This is a genomic window from Klebsiella sp. A-Nf5, assembly GCF_002810545.1.
In the GTDB taxonomy this organism is placed as follows: domain Bacteria; phylum Pseudomonadota; class Gammaproteobacteria; order Enterobacterales; family Enterobacteriaceae; genus Klebsiella; species Klebsiella variicola.
In genome coordinates, this window is record NZ_PIOG01000039.1 from 1 (window position 1) to 22,595 (window position 22,595).

A 22,595-nucleotide genomic window follows, 5' to 3' on the forward strand; every position below is an offset into this window, starting at 1 on the left:
CAGCCCAGGCCGGATTGTTCGGGTTATGGTTCAGGAAATCACGCCACAGCACTTCGGCAATGTCAGCCATACCCATCGGGGCCCCCGGGTGGCCGGATTTGGCTTTCTGTACAGCGTCCATGCTCAGGGCGCGCAGCGCGTTGGCGCATTGGCTGCGAATGGTTTTTGTCGTCTTCATCAGTCTTTATCCCTGCGGCTTACAGCATCTGCTGAATCTGTTGTTCCAGTTTCACCTGATCGACAGCAAACAGTCGGATCCCTTCCGCTAGTTTTTCCACTGCCATGGGATCCTGATGATGCTGCCAGAGAAACTCCGCCTGCGTCATCGGGCTGGGACGGGTTTCCGTCACGCAGCCGGGGGCCAACTGGCGGGTCAGCGCCCCTTCGCTGGCCGCCAGCTCGTCCAGCAGTGCCGGAGAGATGGTCAGGCGATCGCAGCCCGCCAGCGCCTGGATCTGCTCAATACGACGGAAGCTGGCGCCCATTACCACCGTGTCATAGCCATGGGATTTGTAATACTGATAAATCTGGCGCACGGAGACCACGCCCGGATCGCTGTCCACCTGATAGGCTGACTGCGGCTGGTGCTTCTGATACCAGTCGTAGATGCGGCCCACAAAGGGCGAGATGAGAAAGACGCCCGCTTCGGCGCATGCCCGGGCCTGAGCGAAAGAGAACAGCAGCGTCAGGTTGCAGTTTATACCGCTCTGCTCCAGCTCTTCGGCAGCGCGAATGCCCTCCCAGGTGGCGGCGAGCTTAATTAGAATCCGCTCGGGACCAATGCCATTTTTTTCATATAACTGGATGAGCTTGCGCGCCTTCGCGACGCACATCCCGCGATCCCAGGCAAAGCGGGCATCCACTTCGGTGGAGATACGCCCGGGCACATGGCGCAGCACCTCGCTGCCGATATCCACTGCCACCTGATCGCAGGCGTTAATCAATTGTGTTTCTACGCTGCCTCCCTGGCGGCGTGCCTTGCCAATCGCATCGGCAATCAGCGGCTGATACTGCGGCAGCTGCGCGGCCTTCAGCACCAGCGAGGGGTTGGTGGTCGCATCCTGGGGTGCAAACTTTTTAATCGATTCAATATCGCCGGTATCAGCAACAACCGTGGTGTATTTTTTCAGTTCGTCTAACTGGCTCATCATCTGTTCCTTATTTTACGACTGCGGAGGTTAATCTCTGGCATGCTGGTGTTCGTAATAATCAATACGTTCCACTTTGGGCGCGGATCCGCCGCCTTCATATTCGGATTCAAGCCACGCCTGAATGATTTTTTTACCCAGCTCGGTGCCAATCACGCGCGCGCCGAGGGTAATAATCTGCGCGTTGTTACTTTTACGCGCTCGCTCAGCGGAGAAGGTATCGTGACACTGGGCGGCACGGACCCCGGGGACTTTATTGGCCACAATACTCATCCCAATGCCGGTACCGCAGATCAGAATGCCGCGCTCGTGTTCGCCCTGTTTAATCGACATCGCCACCGCATGGGCAACATCCGGATAAACGGTACTCCCCTGGCGTTTATCGCTGCTGTAATCCGCGACGTTAATTCCCAGCCCATTCAAATAAGCGACGATAGTATCGCGAAAAGCATAGGCGGCATCATCCGCACCAATAGCGATTGTTTTCATGGTTATTTCCTTAATTTAACAGTACGTCTTAATGACAATTCGGGTAAAACGAAATTTGGTCGCCGGGCTGAATAATTTGTGGTGGTTCGCCGTAAAGGTGTACCGTCCCGGGTAATTCAGCGATATCTGCGCCATCAAAATTTAGCGTGATATGGCCAAGCTGTCGTAAATTTGCCGTTGCCACACTACCTACCGCGGTCACCCGATAATTTTTATCATTTAATTTCATTCGCTGACCTGGCGCTAACTCGGCGGTCAGTTCGCTAGCCTGGTGTACGGCGCAATAACTCGCAATATCGTCGGGAACGGCATCGGAGAATAAAATAAGCCGCTGCTCCCGCAAAGAGCACTCAACATATTCCCCGACGGCGGTAATTCGTAATGAATACAACGGCACGCTCATGCTATTTGTGTCCTTTGGCGGCAGGGGAAGATAATGTCACGCTCTCTTCACTTTTCGCGTCTTTCAAAGGCTCAGCGGCTGGCGCCCGCTTTTTCAGCCGTTTATCAAACCAGGCGACCAGTATCGGCGCGGTGATCATGGTGATAATGCTCGCCGTCGCCAGCTGCGCGGTGGCGGCATCCACATACATCGCCAGAGAAGGATCCGCCTGGGCAACCATCGCCGGCGTCAGCGCTGAGCTGGCGGCGGTGGTTCCCAGCGCAGCGCCCAGCGCGCTTTTCTTCTTCAAAAACAGGTTGTAGATAAAGTAGAACACAATCCCGGTGAGCGCGGAGATAATCCCCAACAGGATCCCGGACAACCCGGCGGTGAACACCGTATTGATACTGGAATTGGCGCCGATGGCGAACGACATAATAATGATCACCAGCGGCTGCGCCGCGGCGCATAACTGTTTAAAACGTTCGTCCAGATTGCCCCACAGCATGCCAATCAGCAGTGGAATCAGCATCGACAGCAGCGCGGCGAAGGGAATATTGGCCAGGCCGCTGACGCCCAGCACCATCATGGTAACAAACGGACCATCCTTGATGCAGAACACGGAGATCGCCCCGGCATCACTGGCATCGCCATAGTTGCTGCACAATGCGATATAGAGGGAGCTGTTCGAGCTGGTCAGGCAGGCAATCAGCGCCAGGGTCGATATACCGAGAAAACCACTCGGGCCAAACAACGTTCCCGCAGCCCATACCGCCAGGGCCCCGGCCAAACATTTGAGAAACAGCAGCACGGCGCCTTTATAGAGCGGCAACCCGGCCTGACGGATATTGATCGAGGTTCCGCAAATGAGCAAAAATATGCCCATCATGGCACTGGATCCGACTTTAAATAAGGCGGTGGTCGGGCCGCCAATGCTGAGCACTTGGGGCGCGAAAGTATTAATCAATATGGCCACCAACAGTGGAATAATAATTAACCCACCCGGCACCTTGTTCATTTTCTCAAGTATATTAATATTCATAGGGTAACTCTTAAATTAAGATTTAACAGAGATAACGACGCAATACTACCCTGACGACCATTACGTCGTTTATTATTTATTAGATGACTGGGTTATTGCTGTGCTTCTTGATAAATTCGGTCAACAATGATGCTAATAATATCTTCCGGTCCGGTTAACCCTCCTTTTCCGACACAAATTAGGCCGGCATAATCACCACCAATAATCCGCACCATATCGGTTTGCGGGATGACATAGTCAATCATTTCTATTCCGGTCGCGCCCAGCTCTTTTAGTACATTGACCATGGTGTCACCGCCGGTCATATACAATCCTTTAATTTCACCCGACGCACAGTTAAGCACCTCGCGTACAATACTGCCCAATCCGTGGTTAATATTTTGCGCAGCCTCACCGTGGGCCAGACCAAATCTCTGCTCCTCTTCCTGAAGGTTTAGCAACCGCCCGGTCAACGCGGATTCAAAAACAAAGAGCGCGTTGTGCTGCGCCGGAACGCACTGTCGGGCATGCTGTACCACGCGATTGACTTCAATCTCAGCGGCGTTTTTCCTGTCAACCAACAGCTCGGCATCAACCGGGATATGGCAGACCCGGTCATCCCTGGCGATCAAATACTGGAGCTGCTTTTTGGTTACTGGCGTTGCGCTGCCGGCGACGATCAGAACCGAGCCGCGCTGACTGTCCGCGGTCAGGCTCGTGGGCGCGCTGCTCCGCGCTTCGCGCATCAAGCCGCGACGAACCGCCAGCCGTTCGGTAAAGGGCCCCGGATCGACGGCCAGCACGTTCCAGTTCAGGGCCACTACTGCCCCGGCGATGGCATCAACATCGTCGACGGTAATTGCATCGACCACTATCACCCGCACGCCGTGCTGCTGTTGCTCCTGCAAATCCTGCTGGATTTGCCCTTCGCCTTTCATCACCGACGTCAGCGCGATATGCCCGACCTGATGATGGGTCTGCGCCGCCAACAGTCCCGGCACCCACGACTCGGTGACCGGGGTACGTACATCGCGAGCCACATCGGTCCGCGACAGGGCTACCGAATCAATCACCGAATAACCGCCGACGAGAATACGCCGTGACTGCGGCATCGCCGGCACCACAACCGCCACCGTCTCCTGCGGCAGTTGTTCCAGCATGGCATCGATTTCAAATCCGATGCCGCCGCGCAGCGTGGTATCAATCCGCTTGGTGAAGTAGTGCGCGCCGCGAGCCTGCAGCTGTTTCACCGCAGCGCTCACTTTCTGCTGGGCCTCCGCTTTCGGCAACGGGCGGCTGTCGCTGCTGACGACCATCGCCGGATACTCGACCTCATTGCGGGAGAAGGATTCGGTATCGAAAAACGCGGCGGTTTTTAAACCGCTGCGCGCCAGCAGCACCCCGACGGTGGTCGCCCCGGTCAAATCGTCAGCCACGATCCCAAGCTTTCCGCCTTCCCCTTGTGGCCAGACCATCTCAATGCAGGCAGGCGTAACCCCGGAGACGTAGATCCCTTCGTGTATAAATTCCGCCAGCGGGCCGCTTTTGCCGGTGGGATGCAGGTTAATGGTGGGAATTCCCCGCTTCGGATAGAGTCCGCAGCGCAACGTGCCGCCGCAGTCGATGACCATTAAACCAATCTCTTCTGCCGGCGGTTCGCCATTTTTGAATACATCAATGGAGGGCCAGCCGGTCAGTTCGCTCAGGCGGTCGACGACGGGGGGACGGATCCCCCCGGTAATGTACGCAATCTTTTTCCCCTGACCCAGCGTGATAGTCAGAGGCCCACCCCAGCCCTTACAGCCCTTGCTAATCAACAGATGTTTTTCCATTTCTCTGTCCTCGTGATTCGCATGAACCTCAGCGATTATTGATGCTTCATTTTCCAGTAACGGGCCGCCACCAGCGTCGACTCCAGCATACTGACGGTACCCGCCTTACCGGTACCGGCGATATCAAACGCCGTCCCATGGTCAACGGAGCTGCGCATAAACGGCAAGCCGAAGGTAATAGTGATCGAACGTTCAAAGTCGAGGGTTTTGCAGGCGATATGCCCCTGATCGTGATACAGCGAGAGAATGGCGTCGTAGCGCCCCTGTTTGCCGAGATGGAACACGGAATCGGCCGGTACCGGCCCGATAGCGTTGATCCCCATCTCCTGGGCCGCTTTCACCGCCGGGATCAGATTGTCTGCCTCTTCGTGACCAAAAAGACCGTTGTCGGAACCATGCGGGTTCAGGGCGGCCACGGCAATGCGCGGATTGTTGATGTTAAGGGCAGTAAATTCATGATGGATCTGCTGAACGCAGGCCAGCACCCGCGCTTTATTGGCATAGTCACAGGCAGCTTTTAGCGCCATATGGCGGCTCACGAAGAAGACGCGCAGGTTGTGGACGTGGAACATGGTCAGACCGTAATCAGATTGGGTTTCCACCTGATAGATTTCGGTATGGCCCGGGAGCTTACATCCTGCCAGCTTGATGGCTTCCTTATGAATTGGTGCAGTAGAGACCACGTCGATCAGCCCCGCTTTGCCCAGTTCAATCGACTTCATCACATAATCCAGCGACATTTGCCCCGCCAGCTTCTGCACCTTGCCCCATTCGATGCTGTCGCAGTCGTAGTCGCCGGTTTCCAGGACATCCAGCGTCCCCCAGCTGAAACGGGCCTCCTGCGGATGGGCAATCTTATGGATAGCAAAATCGCAGCCCATGATTTTCATCGCCCGGCTGATAATCGGTACCGAGCCGATCAGGAACGGTTTGCACTCGTCATACACGCTTTTGTCCATCATGGTGGCCACGGTGATCTCTGGGCCGATCCCTGCCGGATCGCCAATGGTAATCGCCACAACGGGTTTTTTCTCTGCTGACATCATGCGCCTCTCTTGTCTCAGTTGATTGTTCATATGTTCATAGTCAAATCATATGCTCAAAACATTACCTGATGAATGAGCCGCCATTAGTGATGAGGATCACATAAAAAAATTCATAGATTTTTTTCATCGAAAAATGTGATCTAACATATGTTCATGTACTGATAAAAAGTTCAACCTCAATACAGGGTATAACACCCACATTTGGCAAGCGTTTGATTTTATTAAGAGGAGAAGCAAAGATGCCCCCGATATGGTTAGGAACCAGCTGGAAAATGAATAAGCCGCTGTCGCAGGCCATGGCCTGGTGCGAAACGCTGGCAGCGCGGATGCCAGAGGGCTGTCACCCTGCTATTCAGCCCTTCGTCATTCCCCCCTTCACCGCTATCCAACCCGTCAGCCATTTTCTGCAAATGCATCAGTTACCACTTTTGACCGGCGCGCAGAATATGCATGAAGCGGATCAGGGCGCCTGGACCGGGGAAATCTCGGCGGCCATGTTGGCAGAAACCGGCGCCACGCTTGTTGAGCTGGGACATTCAGAACGACGCGCCGCCTTTAATGAAAGCGATGCCGCGATTAATCGAAAAGTACATAGCGCCTTAGGTCATGGCCTGCGCCCACTGATCTGTATTGGCGATAGCGCCGAGGAGAAACGCTGGCAGGTGTCGCGTGAAAGCGTGGTGCGGCAGATGAAGATCGCCCTGTATGGCCTGAGCCACCAGCAAGCGCTGCAGACCCTGATTGCGTATGAACCGGTGTGGGCCATTGGCGAACATGGTACGCCCGCTTCACCGCAGGAGGCGGGCGTCATTCATCAGGCGTTGCGTGAGGCGCTTTGCGAGCGGTTTGGTCATGAGACGGGGATCCGTATCCCACTGCTCTATGGCGGCAGCGTTACGCTGCAAAACGCGGTGGAACTGCTGCGCCAGCAGGAGATCAATGGCTTGTTTATCGGCCGCGCGGCCTGGGACGCACAAGGCTATTGCGACATTGTTCAACGCGTTACACAGGAATTTATTTTGCAGGCGCAGTAATATAAGAGGGACACCAGAGATGGAAATTCCAGGCCATGATTGAACAAGACTCAGATTACGCCCTGCTCACTGAAATTGCGGTGGCTTATTACGATCAGGAACAAACGCAGGAAGAGATCGCCAAACGATTCGGCATTTCGCGTATCAAAGTCGGGCGCCTGCTGAAAAAAGCGCGCCAGGAAGGGATTGTTGAGATCAGCGTCAAATACCATCCGGTCTTCAGCTCCCAGATTGAGCAGCAGTTTATTTCGCACTTTGGCATTAAGCGCGCGCTGATTGCCCTGGATCACCATGATGAAGATGAACAGCGCCAGCAGGTGGCGGCCCTGGTCAGTAACTACCTGGCTGGGGTGTTAAAAAACGATATGACCGTCACCGTTGGTCAGGGGCGCAATGTGGCCGCGGTGGCGAATCACGTCGGCGTGTTTCCTGAGCGCCACTGCCGCTTTATCTGCGGCATCGGCGGAACCAAGCGCGACAATCAGCTGATCGACGCCGACCACATCAGCCGGAATCTGGCGCGCAAATTTAACGGCTTCAGCGAAACGCTTTACGCCCCGGCCTATGTGGAAACCCCGGAGCTGCGCGCCGCCTTTATGCAAAACCGCCTGATTAAGGCCACGCTCGAACAGGCCAGCAAAGCTGACGTGGCGATCATTGGCCTCGGCGATATGAATGAAAACAGTTTTATGGTCCAGCTCGGCTGGTTTACGCCGCAGGAAATTGCCACCGCGCGTCAGGAACAGGGGGTGGTGGGCGATCTGGCGGGGTACAGCTTTTTCAATATTCAGGGCAAACCCGTCGATACGGTGATGAATGACCGGGTCATTGGCTTAAGTCTCGAACAGCTGCGGGCCATTCCCTGCGTCATCGCTATCGCCTCCGAAAGCACGAAAGCGACGGCGATCCTGGGGGCATTACGCACCGGGGTTATCGATGTGCTGGCTACCAGCGCCTCGAACGCCCGTTCGGTCATTAATATGCAAAAGGCGCTATAAATAAGCCACAGCGCAGGCGGCGGATCAGCGTCGTCCACCGTCACGCTGGCCTTTGCCCTTCCCTTTTTCGGCTCGCCGCTGCACAAAATCTTCAATGATGCCGACAACCCAGTTGAGAGGTTTCCACAACACCACCAGCAGCAGCATGGGGCCGTATATCCGCACACTACCTGTCGCGACCTGACCAGTGAACAGCAGGGCTAAGATATCCAGCAGCAGGCACAACGCGCTGCCAGTGCCGACGAACAGACACAGCAGGAAGAGGATCGGTCGGCTATCGGCGTGTAGTGGTAAAGCACGCTGGCTCCAGACGCCAACGAGAATGGCCGCGATCAACATGATCGCTTCGATAACCAGCGGATTGTGCATGGTCTGACTCCTGTCATGACGTTTCATCCTTGTCAGCAGCGCTGCCGGAATCAGTGGCCAGGGCCCTGGCTACCGGCAGGCGGCTTCAGTTTATAGCGGGTTTTCCTGCAGCAGCTTATCGATAAAGGCCGGCACCACTTCGCTTGCCAGCCCGTAGTGCTGCTCGGCAAACTCGCTGCCCACCTGGCTGGGCTCCAGGTTCAGCTCTACCGTATGGGCGCCGTGCAGCCGCGCCTCGTGCACAAAGCCAGCCGCCGGATAGACATGGCCGGAGGTACCGATGGCGATAAAAATATCCGCGTCGGCCAGCGCGCTGTAGATCTCGTCCATCCCCAGCGGCATTTCGCCAAACCAGACTACGTGCGGACGCAGCGCCGCCGGGAACTGGCAACAGTGGCATTTGTCCTCAGCGGTGACGTCGCCGGTCCACTCCAGTACCTGGCCGCTCCACGAACAGCGCACCTTCAACAGCTCGCCGTGCATATGGATCACCCGGCGGTTGCCGGCGCGCTCGTGCAGATTATCGATATTCTGTGTGACCAGCAGGAAATGGTCGCCCAGTAGATCTTCCAGACGCGCCAGCGCCAGATGCGCCGCGTTCGGCGCGATTTCCGGACTCTGCAGCTGACGACGACGGGCGTTGTAGAACGCCTGCACCAGCGCCGGATCGCGGGCGAAGCCTTCCGGCGTCGCCACATCTTCCACCCGATGATCTTCCCACAGGCCATCGGCCGCGCGGAAGGTTTTGATCCCCGACTCCGCCGATATGCCCGCGCCGGTTAACACCACCACTCTCGGTTTTGCCATCGCTTCAGGTTTCATCCTGTCCTCCCTAAAGAAAATCCGCTGACGCAGACGGTCACGCAACCGACGTTTATTGCGACGAAAACGGCTCAATCGATGTAAACGGCGCGACTGCATAGCTACCTCTGTGATTAATGGGTCAGATGAAGGAAGGCCGCACCGCGCATTCCCCCGGCATCGCCGTGGCGCGCGCGCTCAATGCGCGGAACCCTGGCGACCGGCAGAAGATGGCGCGGCAATCGTTGCGCCAGCCCTTCGCTAATGGCCGTAAAGTTAGATAATCCACCGCCGAGCACCAGTAAATCCGGGTCGACAATGGTCAGTATATTCCCCAGACACACCGCCAGCAGATCGAGATAGCGCTCAACGTGCGCCTGGGCGCGCGGATCGTGCTGCTGCCACTGCGCCACAATCTCCGGCGAGGAGAGCGGGTGTTGGTAAAAATGTTCGTACAGCCAGGCGAAACCGCGGCCGGAGAGATAATTTTCAATGCAGCCCAGCTGGCCGCAGCCGCAGCGCAGCAGCGGAAAATCGCGCCCGACCACCTCCAGGGCATCCACCGGCAGGCGAATATGGCCGAACTCGCCGGTGATATAGCTATGTCCGGTAATCGATTTACCGTTCAATACCAGGCCGCCGCCCACGCCGGTGCCGAGGATCAGCCCCATCACCAGCGGGTATTGCGTAAACTCATCGTCCCACGCTTCAGACAGCGCAAAACAGTTAGCGTCATTATCGAGGCGCACATCGCGCCCCAGCCGCGCGCTAAGGTCGGCGCGCAGCGGCCGGCCGCTGGCGGCTGGCACGTTAGCGGCATACAGCGTGCCGTCTGCCGTTTCCGGCATCCCCGGGATACCAATCCCGACCGACCCCTGCTGGTCGAAGCGCTCATCGGCCTCGCGGACCAGCGCCTCCACCGCCTGGAGAAAATCCTCATAACTGCTTTTCGGCGTGGCGACGCGTTTTTCCCACTGCAGTCGCCGCTCCTGATTAAATACGCCCAGCGCTATCTTGCTGCCGCCAATGTCAAATCCATAATACATTTCAGCAATTCCTCTTGTGTCGTCAGCAAAGCCGACGATGACGATAAATTACTGGCCACTCAGCACCCTCGCCGGGTCGATGCGGCTGGCGCGGCGGGCGGGATACCAGCTGGCCAGCAAACTCAGCAACAGTGCTGTCACCAGCACATAAAAGACGTCCAGCCAGTGCAGTTCTGACGGCAGGAAGTCAATAAAATAGATGTCGCCGGAGAGGAATTTATGCCCAATCAGGTATTCGATGCCGTTGATGATTGACGTCAGGTTCAACGCGCAGATCACGCCGATCACTACCCCGAACAGGCTGCCTACCGATCCGGCTAATAAACCATACCACACGAAAATCGCGCGAATTAAGCCGTCTTTTGCGCCAAGCGTGCGCAGCACCGCAATATCGCCGCTTTTGTCTTTGACCGCCATCACCAGCGTCGAGACGATGTTAAAGCAGGCCACGCCGATCACCAGCACCATCGCCAGGTACATAATGGCGCGGATCATCTGGATATCGCGATACATATAGCCATAGGTGCCGATCCAGCTCTTGATGTAGACGTAGCTGTTGGTCACTTCTCCCGCATCGCGTACCAGCTTGTTCGCGTGGAAAACGTCGGTGACCTTGATGGCGATGCCGGTCACGCTGCTGCCCATCTCCAGATACTGCTGCGCATCCTGCATCGGGATCATGGCAAAACTATGATCGAGCTGGCCGCTCAGCTGTAAAATTCCGGTCACATGCAGCCTGACGCGTTTTGGCTGCAGCAGTTGATGGTCGGCGTCGGCATTAGGGATCATGATCGACACCCAGTCCCCCTGCTTCACGTGCAGCGCATCGGCGACCCCTTTACCCAGAATCACCTGCTGTTCACCAGCCTTGAATCCGGCCCACGCGTTATTCTGCACGAAGGTAGGCAGCGCGCTGAGCCGGGTTTCCTGCTGCGGATCAACGCCTTTCACCTGGATGGCGCGCATATTACTGCCGCTCTCCACCAGGCCGGTGAAGTTAATATAGGGCGCCGCCGCGACAACTCCCTTCACCTTCTGCACCTTCGCCAGCGCCTCCTGCCAGTTATTCCACGGCTGGTTCACGGGTTCGATTTCACCGTGCGGCACCACCGCCAGCACGCGGTTATTCAGCTCGCGTTCAAAACCGTTCATCGCGCTGAGGCCGACGATCAGCACCGCCACCCCCAGCGCAATGCCGATGGTGGAGATCACCGAGATCAGCGACACCATGCCGCCGCGCCGCCGTCCGCGGCTGAAACGTAACGCAATCAGTAACGATAACGGAGACGCCATTACTCGGCCCCCATCAGGGTCAGGTCGGCGGTCAGACGGCCATCGCGCATCTCCAGCTGGCGGCTCATCCGTTTCGCCAGCTGCAGGTCGTGGGTCACCACCAGAAACGCGGTGCGCTGCGCGACGTTCAGTTCGCCCAGCAACTGGAAGATGCTGTCGGCGTTGCGAGCGTCGAGGTTACCGGTCGGTTCATCCGCCAGCACCAACCGCGGTTTATTCACCAGCGCGCGGGCAATCGCCACCCGCTGGCGTTCGCCGCCGGAGAGCTCCGACGGACGGTGATGGCTGCGGTGTTCAAGCCCGACCGCCTGCAGCATCGCTTTCGCCTGGCGTTCAATGTCCGCCGGCTTCTTTTTACCAATCAGCAGCGGCATCGCCACGTTTTCCAGCGCGCTAAAATCCGGCAGCAGATGGTGAAACTGATAGATGAAGCCCAGCTCGCGGTTACGCAGGTCGGCGCGCGCGGCGGTAGAAAGCTTACTCATCGGCTGGCCAGAGAAAATCACGTCGCCAGAGGTGGGCGTATCCAGGCCGCCGAGCAGATGCAGCAACGTACTTTTGCCAGAGCCGGAGGTGCCGACAATGGCCATCATCTCGCCTTCACCAATGCTGAAGCTGACATTGTGCAGGACATCGGTTTGCACATTGCCTTCCTGATAGCGTTTGCACAGGTTGTCGCATTGCAGCAGGATCTTATTCATAACGTAAAGCCTCAGCGGGTTGAGTGGCGGCAGCGCGCCAGGAAGGGTACAACGTAGACAACAAGGCCAGCACCATCGCCACCAGGGCGATAACAATAACCTGCAGCGGCTCAATCGCCACCGGCAGCGCTGCGCCGTCAAGGAAGGCGCCGATGATTGGCATTAAATTATTCAACTGGCTGGCGAGCAGCGCGCCAAGCGCGGCTCCCAACAGCGCGCCGACGATCCCGGCGCTGGCGCCCTGCACCATAAAGACGGCCATAATCTGCCGCGGCGTCAGCCCCTGGGTCTGCAGGATCGCCACTTCGCCCTGCTTCTCCATCACCATCATCCCCAGCGAGGTAATAATGTTGAAGGCCGCGACGGCGACGATCAGGCTCAGCAGCAGGCCCATCATATTTTTCTCCATGCGCACCGCCTGGAACAGTTCGCCCTTGCGCTCGCGCCAGTCCTGCCACTGGGTACCCGGCGGCAGAGTCTGCTGACTCAGGGTGTCGACCTGCAGCGGTTTATCCAGCCACAGGCGCCAGCCGGTGATATTGCCCAGCGGGTAGCGCATTAAACGAGAGGCGTCGTCGATATTGGTCAGCATCTGATAGCCATCGACTTCGCTGTTGGCGGCGAAGGTGCCGATGACCGTGAACAGACGCTGGCTCGGCACGCGGCCCATTGGCGTAAACTGACTGGCGGAAGGAACCATCACACGAATTTGATCGCCACGATTAACCCCCAGCTGGCCCGCCAGCTGTTCGCCAAGAATGACGTTATATTTGCCCGCCTGCAGATCGCTCTGTTTGACGTTCACCAGGTACGGAGTCAGGGGATCGTTCTGCGCCGGATCAATGCCCAGCATGACCCCGACCGCCACGCTGCGCGCGCTCTGCAGGACGACGTCACCGGTGGTGATCGGCGCCACGCGGGTCACCCCCTGTAGTTTCGCCTCGCGCTCCGGCAGTTGCTGAGGGTTCACCGAGCCCTGTTTGGCGCTAAGAATGGCCTGCGGCATCAGCCCCAGGATGTTGTTTTGCAGCTCGCGTTCAAAGCCGTTCATCACCGACAGGACCGTCACCAGCGCCATTACGCCAAGCGTAATGCCGATGGTTGAGAGCCAGGAGACGAAACGACCGAAGCGGTCGGCTGCGCGCCCGCGCATATAGCGCAGGCCGATAAAGAGTGCGGCAGGTTGGTACATGTCATCCATCTGGTTGCTGATAGCCGATGCCCGAGTATATAAGCGAATACGAGCAGCGTAAATGACTGATACCTGACGACTTTATTAGCAATAATCCTAAAAACCAAGCAAATACAATCGGATAGATAAGTACTCATTGATATATCTTTACGCTTATCCGCGACCCGGATGTTTGTTCAACCAACAGCTGATGGCAATTCGGGTTGGCGAATCCAGACCAATCGCGGATAATCTCACTATTGAATATCAGCGAGTTGCCCTCCATATCGGCAGAGCGAATCCCCAAGAGACCATGAAACCGTCTATGCCTGAACAATATCGATACTCATTGCCGGCCAAGGCCGGTGATCTGCGCCAGCTTGGCGAGTTGACCGGCGCGGCCTGCGCTACCCTGGTGGCAGAGATGGCCGAACGCCACAAGGGCCCGGTGGTGCTGGTGGCACCTGACATGCAAAACGCGCTGCGCCTGAACGACGAGATCAGGCAGTTTACCGACAGCATGGTGATGGGGCTGGCTGACTGGGAAACGCTCCCCTACGACAGCTTCTCGCCGCACCAGGACATCATCTCCTCCCGTCTTGCCACCCTTTACCAGTTACCCACCATGCAGCGCGGCGTACTGATCGTCCCGGTCAGCACCCTGATGCAGCGCGTCTGTCCGCACAGCTTCCTCCACGGGCACGCGCTGGTGATGAAAAAAGGCCAGCGCCTGTCGCGCGATGCGCTGCGCGATCAACTGGAGGGTGCCGGCTATCGCCATGTCGATCAGGTGATGGAGCACGGCGAATATGCCACCCGCGGCGCGCTGCTCGACCTGTTCCCGATGGGCAGCGACCAGCCCTACCGCCTCGATTTCTTTGACGATGAAATCGACAGCCTGCGTCTGTTCGACGTCGACAGCCAGCGCACGCTGGAGGAAGTGGCGGCCATTAACCTGCTGCCAGCGCATGAGTTTCCCACCGACCAGACCGCCATCGAGCTGTTCCGCAGCCAGTGGCGCGACCGTTTTGAGGTGAAGCGCGATGCCGAGCATATCTATCAGCAGGTCAGTAAAGGGACACTGCCTGCCGGTATCGAATACTGGCAGCCGCTGTTCTTCAGCGAGCCGCTGCCGCCGTTATTTAGCTATTTCCCGGCCAGCACGCTGATCGTCAACACCGGCGATCTCGAGGCCAGCGCGGAACGTTTCCAGAATGAAGCCCGCGCTCGCTTTGAAAACCGCGGCGTCGATCCGATGCGCCCGCTCCTGCCGCCGGAACTGCTGTGGCTGCGCAGCGATGAGCTGTTCGGCGAACTGAAAAAATGGCCGCGCGTACAGCTGAAAACCGAGCGCCTGGCGGACAAAGCGGCGAATACCAATCTGGGCTACCAGACGCTGCCGGACCTCGCCGTGCAGGCACAAAACAAAGCGCCGCTGGATAATCTGCGCCGCTTCCTCGAGTCCTTTAGCGGCCCGGTGATTTTCTCGGTGGAAAGCGAGGGTCGCCGTGAAGCGCTGAGCGAAATGCTGGCGCGGATTAAAATTGCGCCAAAACACCTGCTGCGTCTGGAAGAAGCCACCGACAATGGCCGCTATCTGATGATTGGCGCCGCCGAGCACGGGTTTATTGACAGCCAGCGCGACCTGGCGCTGATTTGCGAAAGCGACCTGCTCGGCGAGCGCGTGGCGCGCCGTCGGCAGGATTCACGCCGCACCATCAACCCTGACATCCTCATTCGCAACCTTGCCGAACTGCATATCGGCCAGCCGGTTGTCCATCTGGAGCACGGCGTGGGCCGCTATGCGGGAATGACCACCCTGGAAGCCGGCGGCATCACCGGCGAATACCTGATGCTGACCTACGCCAACGATGCCAAGCTATACGTTCCGGTATCCTCCCTGCATCTTATCAGCCGTTACGCCGGCGGGGCGGAAGAGAACGCGCCCCTGCACAAGCTGGGCGGCGATGCCTGGACCCGGGCGCGACAAAAAGCGGCTGAGAAAGTACGCGACGTAGCGGCAGAGCTGCTGGATATCTACGCCCAGCGCGCGGCGAAGGCAGGCTTTGCCTTTAAACACGACCGCGAACAGTATCAGCTGTTCTGCGACGGCTTCCCGTTTGAAACCACGCCGGATCAGGCGCAGGCGATTAACGCCGTCCTCAGCGATATGTGCCAGCCGCTGGCCATGGACCGCCTGGTGTGCGGCGATGTGGGCTTCGGTAAGACCGAAGTGGCTATGCGCGCCGCCTTCCTCGCCGTGGAAAACCACAAGCAGGTGGCGGTGCTGGTGCCGACCACCCTGCTGGCTCAGCAGCACTATGATAACTTCCGCGATCGCTTCGCCAACTGGCCGATACGCATCGAAATGCTCTCCCGCTTCCGCAGCGCTAAAGAGCAGGCGCAGATCCTCGAACAGGCCGCGGAAGGCAAAATCGATATCTTAATCGGCACCCACAAACTGTTGCAGAGCGAAGTGAAGCTACGCGATCTGGGGCTGCTGATCGTCGACGAAGAGCACCGCTTTGGCGTTCGTCACAAAGAACGCATCAAAGCGATGCGCGCCGATGTCGATATCCTGACCCTCACCGCCACGCCGATCCCGCGGACGCTGAACATGGCGATGAGCGGGATGCGGGATCTGTCGATCATCGCCACACCGCCGGCGCGCCGTCTGGCGGTGAAGACCTTCGTTCGTGAATACGACGCCCTGGTCGTGCGCGAGGCGATCCTGCGCGAAACGCTGCGCGGCGGCCAGGTCTACTATCTGTTTAATGACGTCGAAAACATCCAGAAAGCCGCCGACAAGCTGGCGGAGCTGGTGCCTGAGGCGCGGATCGCCATCGGTCACGGTCAGATGCGGGAGCGCGAACTGGAGCGGGTGATGAATGATTTCCATCACCAGCGCTTCAATGTGCTGGTGTGCACCACCATCATCGAAACCGGGATCGACATTCCCACCGCCAACACCATCATCATCGAACGCGCCGACCATTTTGGCCTCGCCCAGCTGCACCAGTTGCGCGGCCGCGTTGGCCGTTCGCATCATCAGGCCTATGCCTGGCTGCTGACGCCGCATCCGAAAGCAATGACCACCGATGCGCAAAAGCGCCTTGAAGCCATTGCGTCGCTGGAAGATCTTGGCGCCGGCTTTGCGCTGGCGACCCACGATCTGGAGATTCGCGGGGCCGGGGAACTGCTCGGCGAAGATCAGAGCGGCCAGATGGAAACCATCGGTTTCTCTCTGTATATGGAGCTGCTGGAGAACGCAGTCGATGCGCTGAAAGCCGGACGCGAGCCCTCGCTGGAAGATCTCACCAGCCAGCAAACGGAAGTTGAACTGCGCATGCCTTCCCTGCTGCCTGACGATTTCATCCCCGACGTCAATACGCGCCTGTCGTTCTATAAGCGCATTGCCAGCGCCAAAAACGAACTCGATCTGGAGGAGATCAAAGTCGAGCTGATCGATCGTTTTGGCCGCCTGCCCGATGCCGCCCGCAACCTGCTGGATATTGCCCGGCTGCGTCAGCAGGCGCAGAAACTGGGGATCCGCAAACTGGAAAGCAACGAAAAAGGCGGCGTGGTCGAGTTCAACGAGAAAAACAACGTCAATCCGGTGTGGTTGATCGGCCTGCTGCAGAAGCAGCCGCAGCACTTCCGGCTGGACGGGCCGACGCGCCTGAAATTCATGCAGGATCTGGAAGAGCGTAAAACGCGGATGGACTGGGTTCGCCAGTTTATGCGTCAGCTGGAAGAGAACGCCGTCGCCTGACTGGCAGGAGATACGGCCCCCGAGCCGTATCTCCCTTCCTACATACCTGGCAATCTTTACAAACATTTTGCAATCCGCCTGGATTTCCCCACACAGACTCACGCCATAATCTCATCTGCTTTTCATATAAAAATAACCACTTATATATTTTGGAGTTATGGTAATGAGAAACCGTTTCCCCGTTACGCTCTGGCTGGCGCTGGTCGCGCTGGTCGCCGCGCTGGCACTGCCCGCGCGCGCCAACACCTGGCCCCTTCCCCCGCCGGGCAGCCGGCTGGTAGGTCAGAATACGTTCCATGTGGTGCAGGATAACGGCGGTTCGCTGGAGGCGATTGCCAAAAAGTACAATGTCGGCTTTCTGGCCCTGCTGCAGGCCAATCCCGGGGTTGACCCCTATGTTCCCCGCGCCGGCAGCGTGCTGACCATCCCCCTGCAGACGCTGCTGCCCGATGCGCCGCGCGAAGGGCTGGTGATTAACCTCGCCGAACTGCGTCTTTACTATTACCCGCCGGGCAAGAATGAAGTGACCGTCTACCCGATCGGCATCGGCCAGCTGGGTGGAACCACCATCACACCGACGATGGTCACGACCGTGTCCGACAAGCGGGCCAATCCGACCTGGACGCCTACCGCTAACATTCGCGCCCGCTACAAGGCAATGGGAATTGAGCTGCCGGCGGTGGTGCCTGCCGGTCCTGACAACCCGATGGGCCATCACGCCATCCGCCTCGCCGCCTATGGCGGAGTCTATCTCCTGCACGGCACCAATGCCGATTTCGGCATCGGCATGCGCGTCAGCTCCGGCTGCATTCGTCTGCGCGACAATGATATTAAGGCGCTGTACAACGCCATCTCGCCAGGCACTAAGGTGAATATCATCAACACGCCAATCAAGGCGTCGGTAGAGCCGGATGGTCGCCGTCTGGTTGAGGTCCATCAGCCGCTGTCTGAGCATATCGATGACGACCCGCAGACCCTGCCCATTACGCTTAACGCGGCCATGACGGAGTTCAAACAGGCACCGCAGACCGACGGGACGGTGATGGAGCGTGCGATGAATTACCGCTCGGGCATGCCCATTGACGTCACCCGTCATTTCGCGCCAGGCCCGCAGTCGATGTAGTCTCATGTTGCAGAAAACAAAAAACCCGCCTGATGGCGGGTTTTTTGTTGGCAAGGGTCAAACAGGGGTACAACAGGGTCTTACTCATCGCTGTCCGGTGAAGGGGGCCGGGCAGCGACGCATCGGGCTTACTTGTAGATAACGGCGGTACCGTGAAGGGTGTTCGGACCGGTTACCGAAGTAATACGGAATGAGGTGGCGCCCATCTCTTCTGCTTTCTGCGCCAGCTGGTCTTCCAGCGAACCCAGGTTGGTCCCGGCAGAAGCAGAGATGGTGCCTACTTTATGCTGACCCGCTGGGGTGGACTGCACCTCAACAGCGGCAAAGCTGGCGAAAGAGAGTGAGCTAAGAACGGCGGCAATAGCCAGAGTATTAACGGTTTTCATGATTATTATACCTGTGCAGATGAATTTTTTAGTAGGGTCGCAAGTATTAACTTAACGATCGATAGGTAAATAGTAATGTGATCTACATCACACGTCAACGCATTTTTATAACGATCGTTTAACTATTTATAAAATGCTTAAATTTCATACTCATATGAATTATTTATTTTTAAACCAACAGCGCTGGCCCCGGCGATCGTTTATTTTTATAATGACCTTTCACCAAACCAACATAGGTACAACGGCATCATGACAACTGACGTTCAAAGTTGCGCCAAAAAAAGCCGTGGCCGACCGAAGGTGTTCGACAGGGATGCGGCGCTGGACAAAGCCATGACACTCTTCTGGCAGCACGGCTATGAGGCGACCTCGCTCGCCGATCTGGTCGAGGCGACAGGAGCAAAAGCCCCCACCCTGTATGCGGAATTTGTGAATAAAGAAGGACTGTTCCGCGCAGTGTTGGATCGTTACATTTCGCGCTTTGCCGCGAAGCATGAAGCGGTGCTGTTTGCCGAGGGGAAACCCGTCGACGGTGCGTTGCGGGATTACTTCACGGCGGTCGCCACCTGCTTTACCAGCAAAGAGACGCCGGCTGGCTGTTTTATCATTAATACCTCCGCCGCGCTGGCCGCCTCCTCGACGGATATCGCCAATACCATCAAGTCACGCCATGCGATGCAGGAGCAGGCGCTGACCCAGTTTCTGCAGCAGCGGCAAGCGCAGGGCGAACTGCCCGCTGGCCGCGATGTCGCGCAGCTGGCGCAGTTTTTAAACTGTGTACTGCAGGGCATGTCGATTAGCGCACGGGAAGGCGCGGATTTCGATAAGCTGATGCAAATCACCGATACCACCTTCCGTCTCTGGCCGCAGCTCCTCGAGTCCTGATGCGCCCGCTTCCGGCGGTATTCTGCCGCCGGATCCGCTCTCCAGTTCGCTTTACCCACACAAAATAGATTGATTTCTATTGTCTTTCCCCGCAAAAGATAAACGCAAATGATATTGATTGCGATATTCATTATGTGCAAAATCCTTTTTTGAGTTTTTCCAGATGTTTCGCATTGTAACTAATGCCGACCCGGCGTCGGCCTATAACAACGACAAAGCAACTTGCTCATAAAAGGAATGGATATGAAAAAGCGCCTCTGGGTGCTCCACCCTCTGCTGCTGGTCAGCACGCTGCCTGCGCTGGCGGCTCAGTCTGATGAAGACAGCATCATCGTTAGCGCAAACCGCACCCATCGCACCGTGGCCGAAATGGCCCAAACCACCTGGGTCATTGAGGGCCAGGAGATTGAGCAGCAGGTCCAGGGCGGGAAAGAGTTCAAAGACGTTCTGGCGCAGTTGATCCCAGGCATCGATGTGAGCAGCCAGGGGCGCACCAATTACGGGATGAACATGCGCGGGCGCGCCATCGTCGTGCTGATCGATGGCGTCCGGCTCAATTCCTCACGCACCGACAGTCGCCAGCTCGACGCCATCGACCCATTCAACATCGAACATATCGAAGTAATCTCCGGGGCGACCTCGCTGTATGGCGGAGGCAGTACCGGCGGGCTTATCAACATCGTCACCAAGAAAGGGCAACAGGATCGCCAGGTCGATCTCGAGGTGGGCAGCAAGAGCGGGTTTGCGAACAGTAACGATCATGATGAGCGCATCGCGGCAGCCGTCAGCGGCGGGACAGACCATGCATCCGGGCGCTTATCGGTGGCCTATCAGCGTTTCGGCGGCTGGTACGATGGCAATAATGATGCGCTGATCCTCGATAACACGCAAACGGGGCTCCAGCACTCTGACCGCCTCGACGTCATGGGGACGGGGACGATTGAGATCGATGACAACCGCCAGCTACAGCTTGTCACCCAGTATTATAAAAGCCAGGGCGATGATGACTACGGCCTGTGGCTCGGGAAGAACATGTCCGCGGTCACCAGCGGCGGCAAAGCGTACACCACCGACGGGCTCAACTCCGACCGTATCCCCGGCACCGAACGCCACCTGATCAGCCTCCAGTACTCCGATGCCGACTTCTTCGGCCAGAATCTGGTGAGTCAGGTGTACTATCGCGATGAGTCCCTCACCTTCTATCCGTTCCCGACGCTCACGAAAGGCCAGGTCAGTAGCTTCTCCTCGTCGCAGCAGGATACCGATCAGTATGGGGCAAAGCTGACCCTCAACAGTCAGCCGCTGGCAGGATGGGATCTCACCTGGGGTCTCGACGCCGATCATGAGACCTTCAATGCCAACCAGATGTTCTTCGATCTGCAGCAATCGCTGGCGTCCGGCGGGCTGCACAACGAATCGATCTACACCACCGGCCGCTACCCGGGATACAGCATCTCCAACGTCGCGCCGTTCCTGCAGTCTAGCTACGATCTGAACGATATCTTTACTCTCAGCGGCGGGGTTCGCTACCAGTGGACCGAAAATCGGGTTGACGACTTTGTCGGCTACGCCCAGCAACAGGATATCGCCAACGGGAAAGCGCGCTCCGCCGACGCCATCAAAGGCGGCAAAACCGACTACGATAACTTCCTGTTTAACGCCGGGATCGTGGCGCATCTGACCGAGCGTCAGCAGACCTGGTTTAACTTCTCGCAGGGCGTCGAGCTACCGGATCCTGGCAAATACTACGGTATCGGTAAATACGGCGCGGCGGTCAATGGTCATCTGCCACTGATTTCCAGCGTCAATGTCGGTGACTCGCCGCTGCAGGGGATCAAAGTTAATTCGTATGAGCTGGGCTGGCGATACACCGGCGATAACCTGCGCACCCAGCTGGCGGCGTATTACTCGACGTCAGATAAGACCATCGTCGTCAACCGCACCGACATGACCATTGACGTTCAGTCCGACAAACGGCGTATTTATGGCGTTGAGGGGGCGGTCGATTACTTTATTCCAGACAGCGACTGGAGCGTCGGCGGCAACTTCAACGTGCTGAAATCACAGGTGCAAACCGACGGTCGCTGGCAAAAATGGGATGTCACCCTCGCCTCGCCGTCCAAAGCCACCGTCTGGGTGGGTTGGGCGCCGGATCCGTGGAGCCTGCGCGTGCAGAGCCAGCAGGTGTTTGACCTCAGCGACGCCGCCGGCAACAAGCTGGAAGGCTATAACACCGTTGATTTTATTGGCAGTTACGCGCTGCCGGTGGGGAAACTGACCTTCAGTATCGAAAACCTGCTTAATGAGGACTATGTCACCATCTGGGGCCAGCGGGCGCCGCTGCTCTACAGCCCGACCTACGGCAGTTCATCGCTGTACGAATACAAAGGCCGTGGCCGTACCTTCGGTCTGAATTACGCGTTAACCTTCTGATAAAAAAAGCCCCTCAGCCTGAGCGATTGAGGGGCTAATCAATAAACAAATCTGTTTTTAGATTTTGTTGTTCAGGACCAGCTGGCCGTTGTTGTCCAGCGGGATCTGGCTGCCAGGATTGTGATCCATACGGATTTTCCCCTGCTGATCGCCTATCTTATAGGTCACATCGTAGCCCAGCATTTTATCGGATTTGTCATACACCGTTTTACAGCGCTGCTGGGTGGTGGTGTAGGTATCGTTGTCCTGCATCGCCCCCTGCAGCTGGTTGCCGGCATAGCCGCCGCCCAGCGCACCCACGACCGTCGCTACACTACGTCCGCGACCGCCGCCAAACTGGTGGCCAATCACCCCACCCGCCACCGCGCCCAGTACCGAACCGGCGATGCGGTTTTCATCCTGGACCGGACGACGATGGGTCACCGTGACATTGCGGCATTCCTGACGCGGCGTTTTCACGGTTTCTTTAATCGGTGTACTGGAGACCACTTGCGCATACTGCGGGCCGCGATCTAACACGTTGAGACCAGCGACAGCTGCAACGCCCAGCGCGGCAGCCACGCCTATCCCTATACCCGCCAACATAGATTTATTCACGGGAGATCCTCCTTTGTTGCTGTTGATACAATTTTGCAACCGGAGCCGGGAAGGCGCAAATCAGATAG

Annotated in this window: 24 protein-coding genes; 7 read left to right on the forward strand and 17 right to left on the reverse strand. The window is 57.5% G+C overall.

Annotated features, from left to right (window positions below; genetic code table 11):
• From CWM53_RS04455 to pdxA, 7 genes are all read right to left on the reverse strand, one after another.
• The coding region (locus tag CWM53_RS04455; RefSeq protein ID WP_206062605.1) for a hypothetical protein at positions 1 to 178 on the reverse strand (178 nt) is incomplete at its 3' end.
• Between the two features lie 19 nt (positions 179 to 197).
• Positions 198 to 1,148 carry a transaldolase gene (gene tal, locus CWM53_RS04460; protein ID WP_074386318.1) on the reverse strand — a complete coding sequence of 317 codons (951 nt, stop codon included), beginning with the start codon at positions 1,146 to 1,148 and terminating at the stop codon, positions 198 to 200.
• Positions 1,149 to 1,178: 30 nt separating this feature from the next.
• Entirely contained in the window at positions 1,179 to 1,637 is a 459-nt protein-coding gene (gene rpiB, locus CWM53_RS04465; RefSeq protein ID WP_008806013.1) for a ribose 5-phosphate isomerase B, read from the reverse strand.
• A gap of 28 nt (positions 1,638 to 1,665) precedes the next feature.
• Entirely contained in the window at positions 1,666 to 2,040 is a 375-nt protein-coding gene (locus CWM53_RS04470; RefSeq protein WP_064180330.1) for a PTS glucitol/sorbitol transporter subunit IIA, read from the reverse strand.
• 1 nt (position 2,041) lies between these two features.
• The gene (locus tag CWM53_RS04475; protein ID WP_004204602.1) at positions 2,042 to 3,061 is read right to left on the reverse strand and encodes a 2-keto-3-deoxygluconate permease; all 1,020 of its coding nucleotides are present in this window, start codon (positions 3,059 to 3,061) and stop codon (positions 2,042 to 2,044) included.
• 92 nt (positions 3,062 to 3,153) lie between these two features.
• A complete protein-coding gene (locus tag CWM53_RS04480) occupies positions 3,154 to 4,872 on the reverse strand; it encodes a four-carbon acid sugar kinase family protein (RefSeq protein WP_074386319.1) in 1,719 nt (572 codons plus the stop codon).
• A gap of 35 nt (positions 4,873 to 4,907) precedes the next feature.
• Positions 4,908 to 5,915, reverse strand: a complete 1,008-nt coding sequence (gene pdxA / locus CWM53_RS04485; RefSeq protein WP_008806010.1) for a 4-hydroxythreonine-4-phosphate dehydrogenase PdxA — start codon at positions 5,913 to 5,915, stop codon at positions 4,908 to 4,910.
• Between the two features lie 242 nt (positions 5,916 to 6,157).
• Between pdxA and CWM53_RS04490 the strand changes: the two genes are divergently transcribed.
• Complete coding sequence (locus tag CWM53_RS04490) at positions 6,158 to 6,952, forward strand: triose-phosphate isomerase (protein WP_100730512.1); 795 nt, start codon at positions 6,158 to 6,160, stop codon at positions 6,950 to 6,952.
• Between the two features lie 35 nt (positions 6,953 to 6,987).
• Positions 6,988 to 7,950, forward strand: a complete 963-nt coding sequence (locus CWM53_RS04495) for a sugar-binding transcriptional regulator (RefSeq protein ID WP_004140612.1) — start codon at positions 6,988 to 6,990, stop codon at positions 7,948 to 7,950.
• 24 nt (positions 7,951 to 7,974) lie between these two features.
• Here CWM53_RS04495 and CWM53_RS04500 read toward each other — a convergent pair whose 3' ends face one another.
• From CWM53_RS04500 to CWM53_RS30785, 7 genes are all read right to left on the reverse strand, one after another.
• Complete coding sequence (locus CWM53_RS04500) at positions 7,975 to 8,319, reverse strand: hypothetical protein (protein ID WP_074386321.1); 345 nt, start codon at positions 8,317 to 8,319, stop codon at positions 7,975 to 7,977.
• Positions 8,320 to 8,409: 90 nt separating this feature from the next.
• On the reverse strand, positions 8,410 to 9,240 hold the full coding sequence (gene cobB / locus CWM53_RS04505) for a Sir2 family NAD+-dependent deacetylase (RefSeq protein ID WP_074386322.1): 831 nt from the start codon (positions 9,238 to 9,240) through the stop codon (positions 8,410 to 8,412).
• A 14-nt stretch (positions 9,241 to 9,254) separates the two neighbouring features.
• The gene (gene nagK, locus CWM53_RS04510; protein ID WP_038422335.1) at positions 9,255 to 10,166 is read right to left on the reverse strand and encodes an N-acetylglucosamine kinase; all 912 of its coding nucleotides are present in this window, start codon (positions 10,164 to 10,166) and stop codon (positions 9,255 to 9,257) included.
• A 48-nt stretch (positions 10,167 to 10,214) separates the two neighbouring features.
• Entirely contained in the window at positions 10,215 to 11,459 is a 1,245-nt protein-coding gene (gene lolE, locus CWM53_RS04515) for a lipoprotein-releasing ABC transporter permease subunit LolE (protein ID WP_074386323.1), read from the reverse strand.
• Positions 11,459 to 12,160: a lipoprotein-releasing ABC transporter ATP-binding protein LolD gene (lolD, locus tag CWM53_RS04520; RefSeq protein ID WP_002900798.1), complete on the reverse strand. Its 702-nt coding sequence runs from the start codon at positions 12,158 to 12,160 to the stop codon at positions 11,459 to 11,461. Before lolD ends, lolE begins: the two co-directional genes overlap by 1 nt.
• On the reverse strand, positions 12,153 to 13,352 hold the full coding sequence (gene lolC, locus CWM53_RS04525) for a lipoprotein-releasing ABC transporter permease subunit LolC (RefSeq protein WP_074386606.1): 1,200 nt from the start codon (positions 13,350 to 13,352) through the stop codon (positions 12,153 to 12,155). The genes lolD and lolC overlap by 8 nt, the downstream gene beginning before the upstream one ends.
• A gap of 133 nt (positions 13,353 to 13,485) precedes the next feature.
• Positions 13,486 to 13,617: a hypothetical protein gene (locus tag CWM53_RS30785; protein ID WP_165785015.1), complete on the reverse strand. Its 132-nt coding sequence runs from the start codon at positions 13,615 to 13,617 to the stop codon at positions 13,486 to 13,488.
• Between the two features lie 39 nt (positions 13,618 to 13,656).
• Between CWM53_RS30785 and mfd the strand changes: the two genes are divergently transcribed.
• Together mfd and ldtC are read left to right on the forward strand one after the other, a co-directional pair.
• Positions 13,657 to 17,103 (forward strand): transcription-repair coupling factor, encoded by a 3,447-nt coding sequence (gene mfd, locus CWM53_RS04535; RefSeq protein WP_100632025.1) that lies wholly within the window; start codon positions 13,657 to 13,659, stop codon positions 17,101 to 17,103.
• A 163-nt stretch (positions 17,104 to 17,266) separates the two neighbouring features.
• The gene (ldtC, locus tag CWM53_RS04540; RefSeq protein WP_061155068.1) at positions 17,267 to 18,226 is read left to right on the forward strand and encodes a L,D-transpeptidase LdtC; all 960 of its coding nucleotides are present in this window, start codon (positions 17,267 to 17,269) and stop codon (positions 18,224 to 18,226) included.
• Positions 18,227 to 18,354: 128 nt separating this feature from the next.
• On the opposite strand, the gene bhsA is transcribed toward ldtC, so the two are convergent.
• Positions 18,355 to 18,612 (reverse strand): multiple stress resistance protein BhsA, encoded by a 258-nt coding sequence (gene bhsA / locus CWM53_RS04545; RefSeq protein ID WP_022065354.1) that lies wholly within the window; start codon positions 18,610 to 18,612, stop codon positions 18,355 to 18,357.
• A 133-nt stretch (positions 18,613 to 18,745) separates the two neighbouring features.
• Here bhsA and CWM53_RS30790 point away from each other — a divergent pair, with 133 nt between their 5' ends.
• Both CWM53_RS30790 and CWM53_RS04550 read left to right on the forward strand, forming a co-directional pair.
• Positions 18,746 to 18,865 (forward strand): hypothetical protein, encoded by a 120-nt coding sequence (locus tag CWM53_RS30790; RefSeq protein ID WP_165451836.1) that lies wholly within the window; start codon positions 18,746 to 18,748, stop codon positions 18,863 to 18,865.
• A complete protein-coding gene (locus CWM53_RS04550) occupies positions 18,862 to 19,497 on the forward strand; it encodes a TetR/AcrR family transcriptional regulator (protein WP_074386326.1) in 636 nt (211 codons plus the stop codon). The genes CWM53_RS30790 and CWM53_RS04550 overlap by 4 nt, the downstream gene beginning before the upstream one ends.
• 51 nt (positions 19,498 to 19,548) lie before the next feature.
• Here CWM53_RS04550 and CWM53_RS30795 read toward each other — a convergent pair whose 3' ends face one another.
• On the reverse strand, positions 19,549 to 19,671 hold the full coding sequence (locus CWM53_RS30795) for a hypothetical protein (protein ID WP_162677766.1): 123 nt from the start codon (positions 19,669 to 19,671) through the stop codon (positions 19,549 to 19,551).
• Positions 19,672 to 19,740: 69 nt separating this feature from the next.
• Between CWM53_RS30795 and CWM53_RS04555 the strand changes: the two genes are divergently transcribed.
• The gene (locus CWM53_RS04555) at positions 19,741 to 21,930 is read left to right on the forward strand and encodes a TonB-dependent siderophore receptor (RefSeq protein WP_100730511.1); all 2,190 of its coding nucleotides are present in this window, start codon (positions 19,741 to 19,743) and stop codon (positions 21,928 to 21,930) included.
• Between the two features lie 57 nt (positions 21,931 to 21,987).
• Here the strand turns inward: CWM53_RS04555 and CWM53_RS04560 are convergent, their stop codons facing one another.
• Positions 21,988 to 22,527, reverse strand: a complete 540-nt coding sequence (locus CWM53_RS04560; protein WP_008805999.1) for a glycine zipper 2TM domain-containing protein — start codon at positions 22,525 to 22,527, stop codon at positions 21,988 to 21,990.
• Between the last annotated feature and the right edge of the window lie 68 nt (positions 22,528 to 22,595).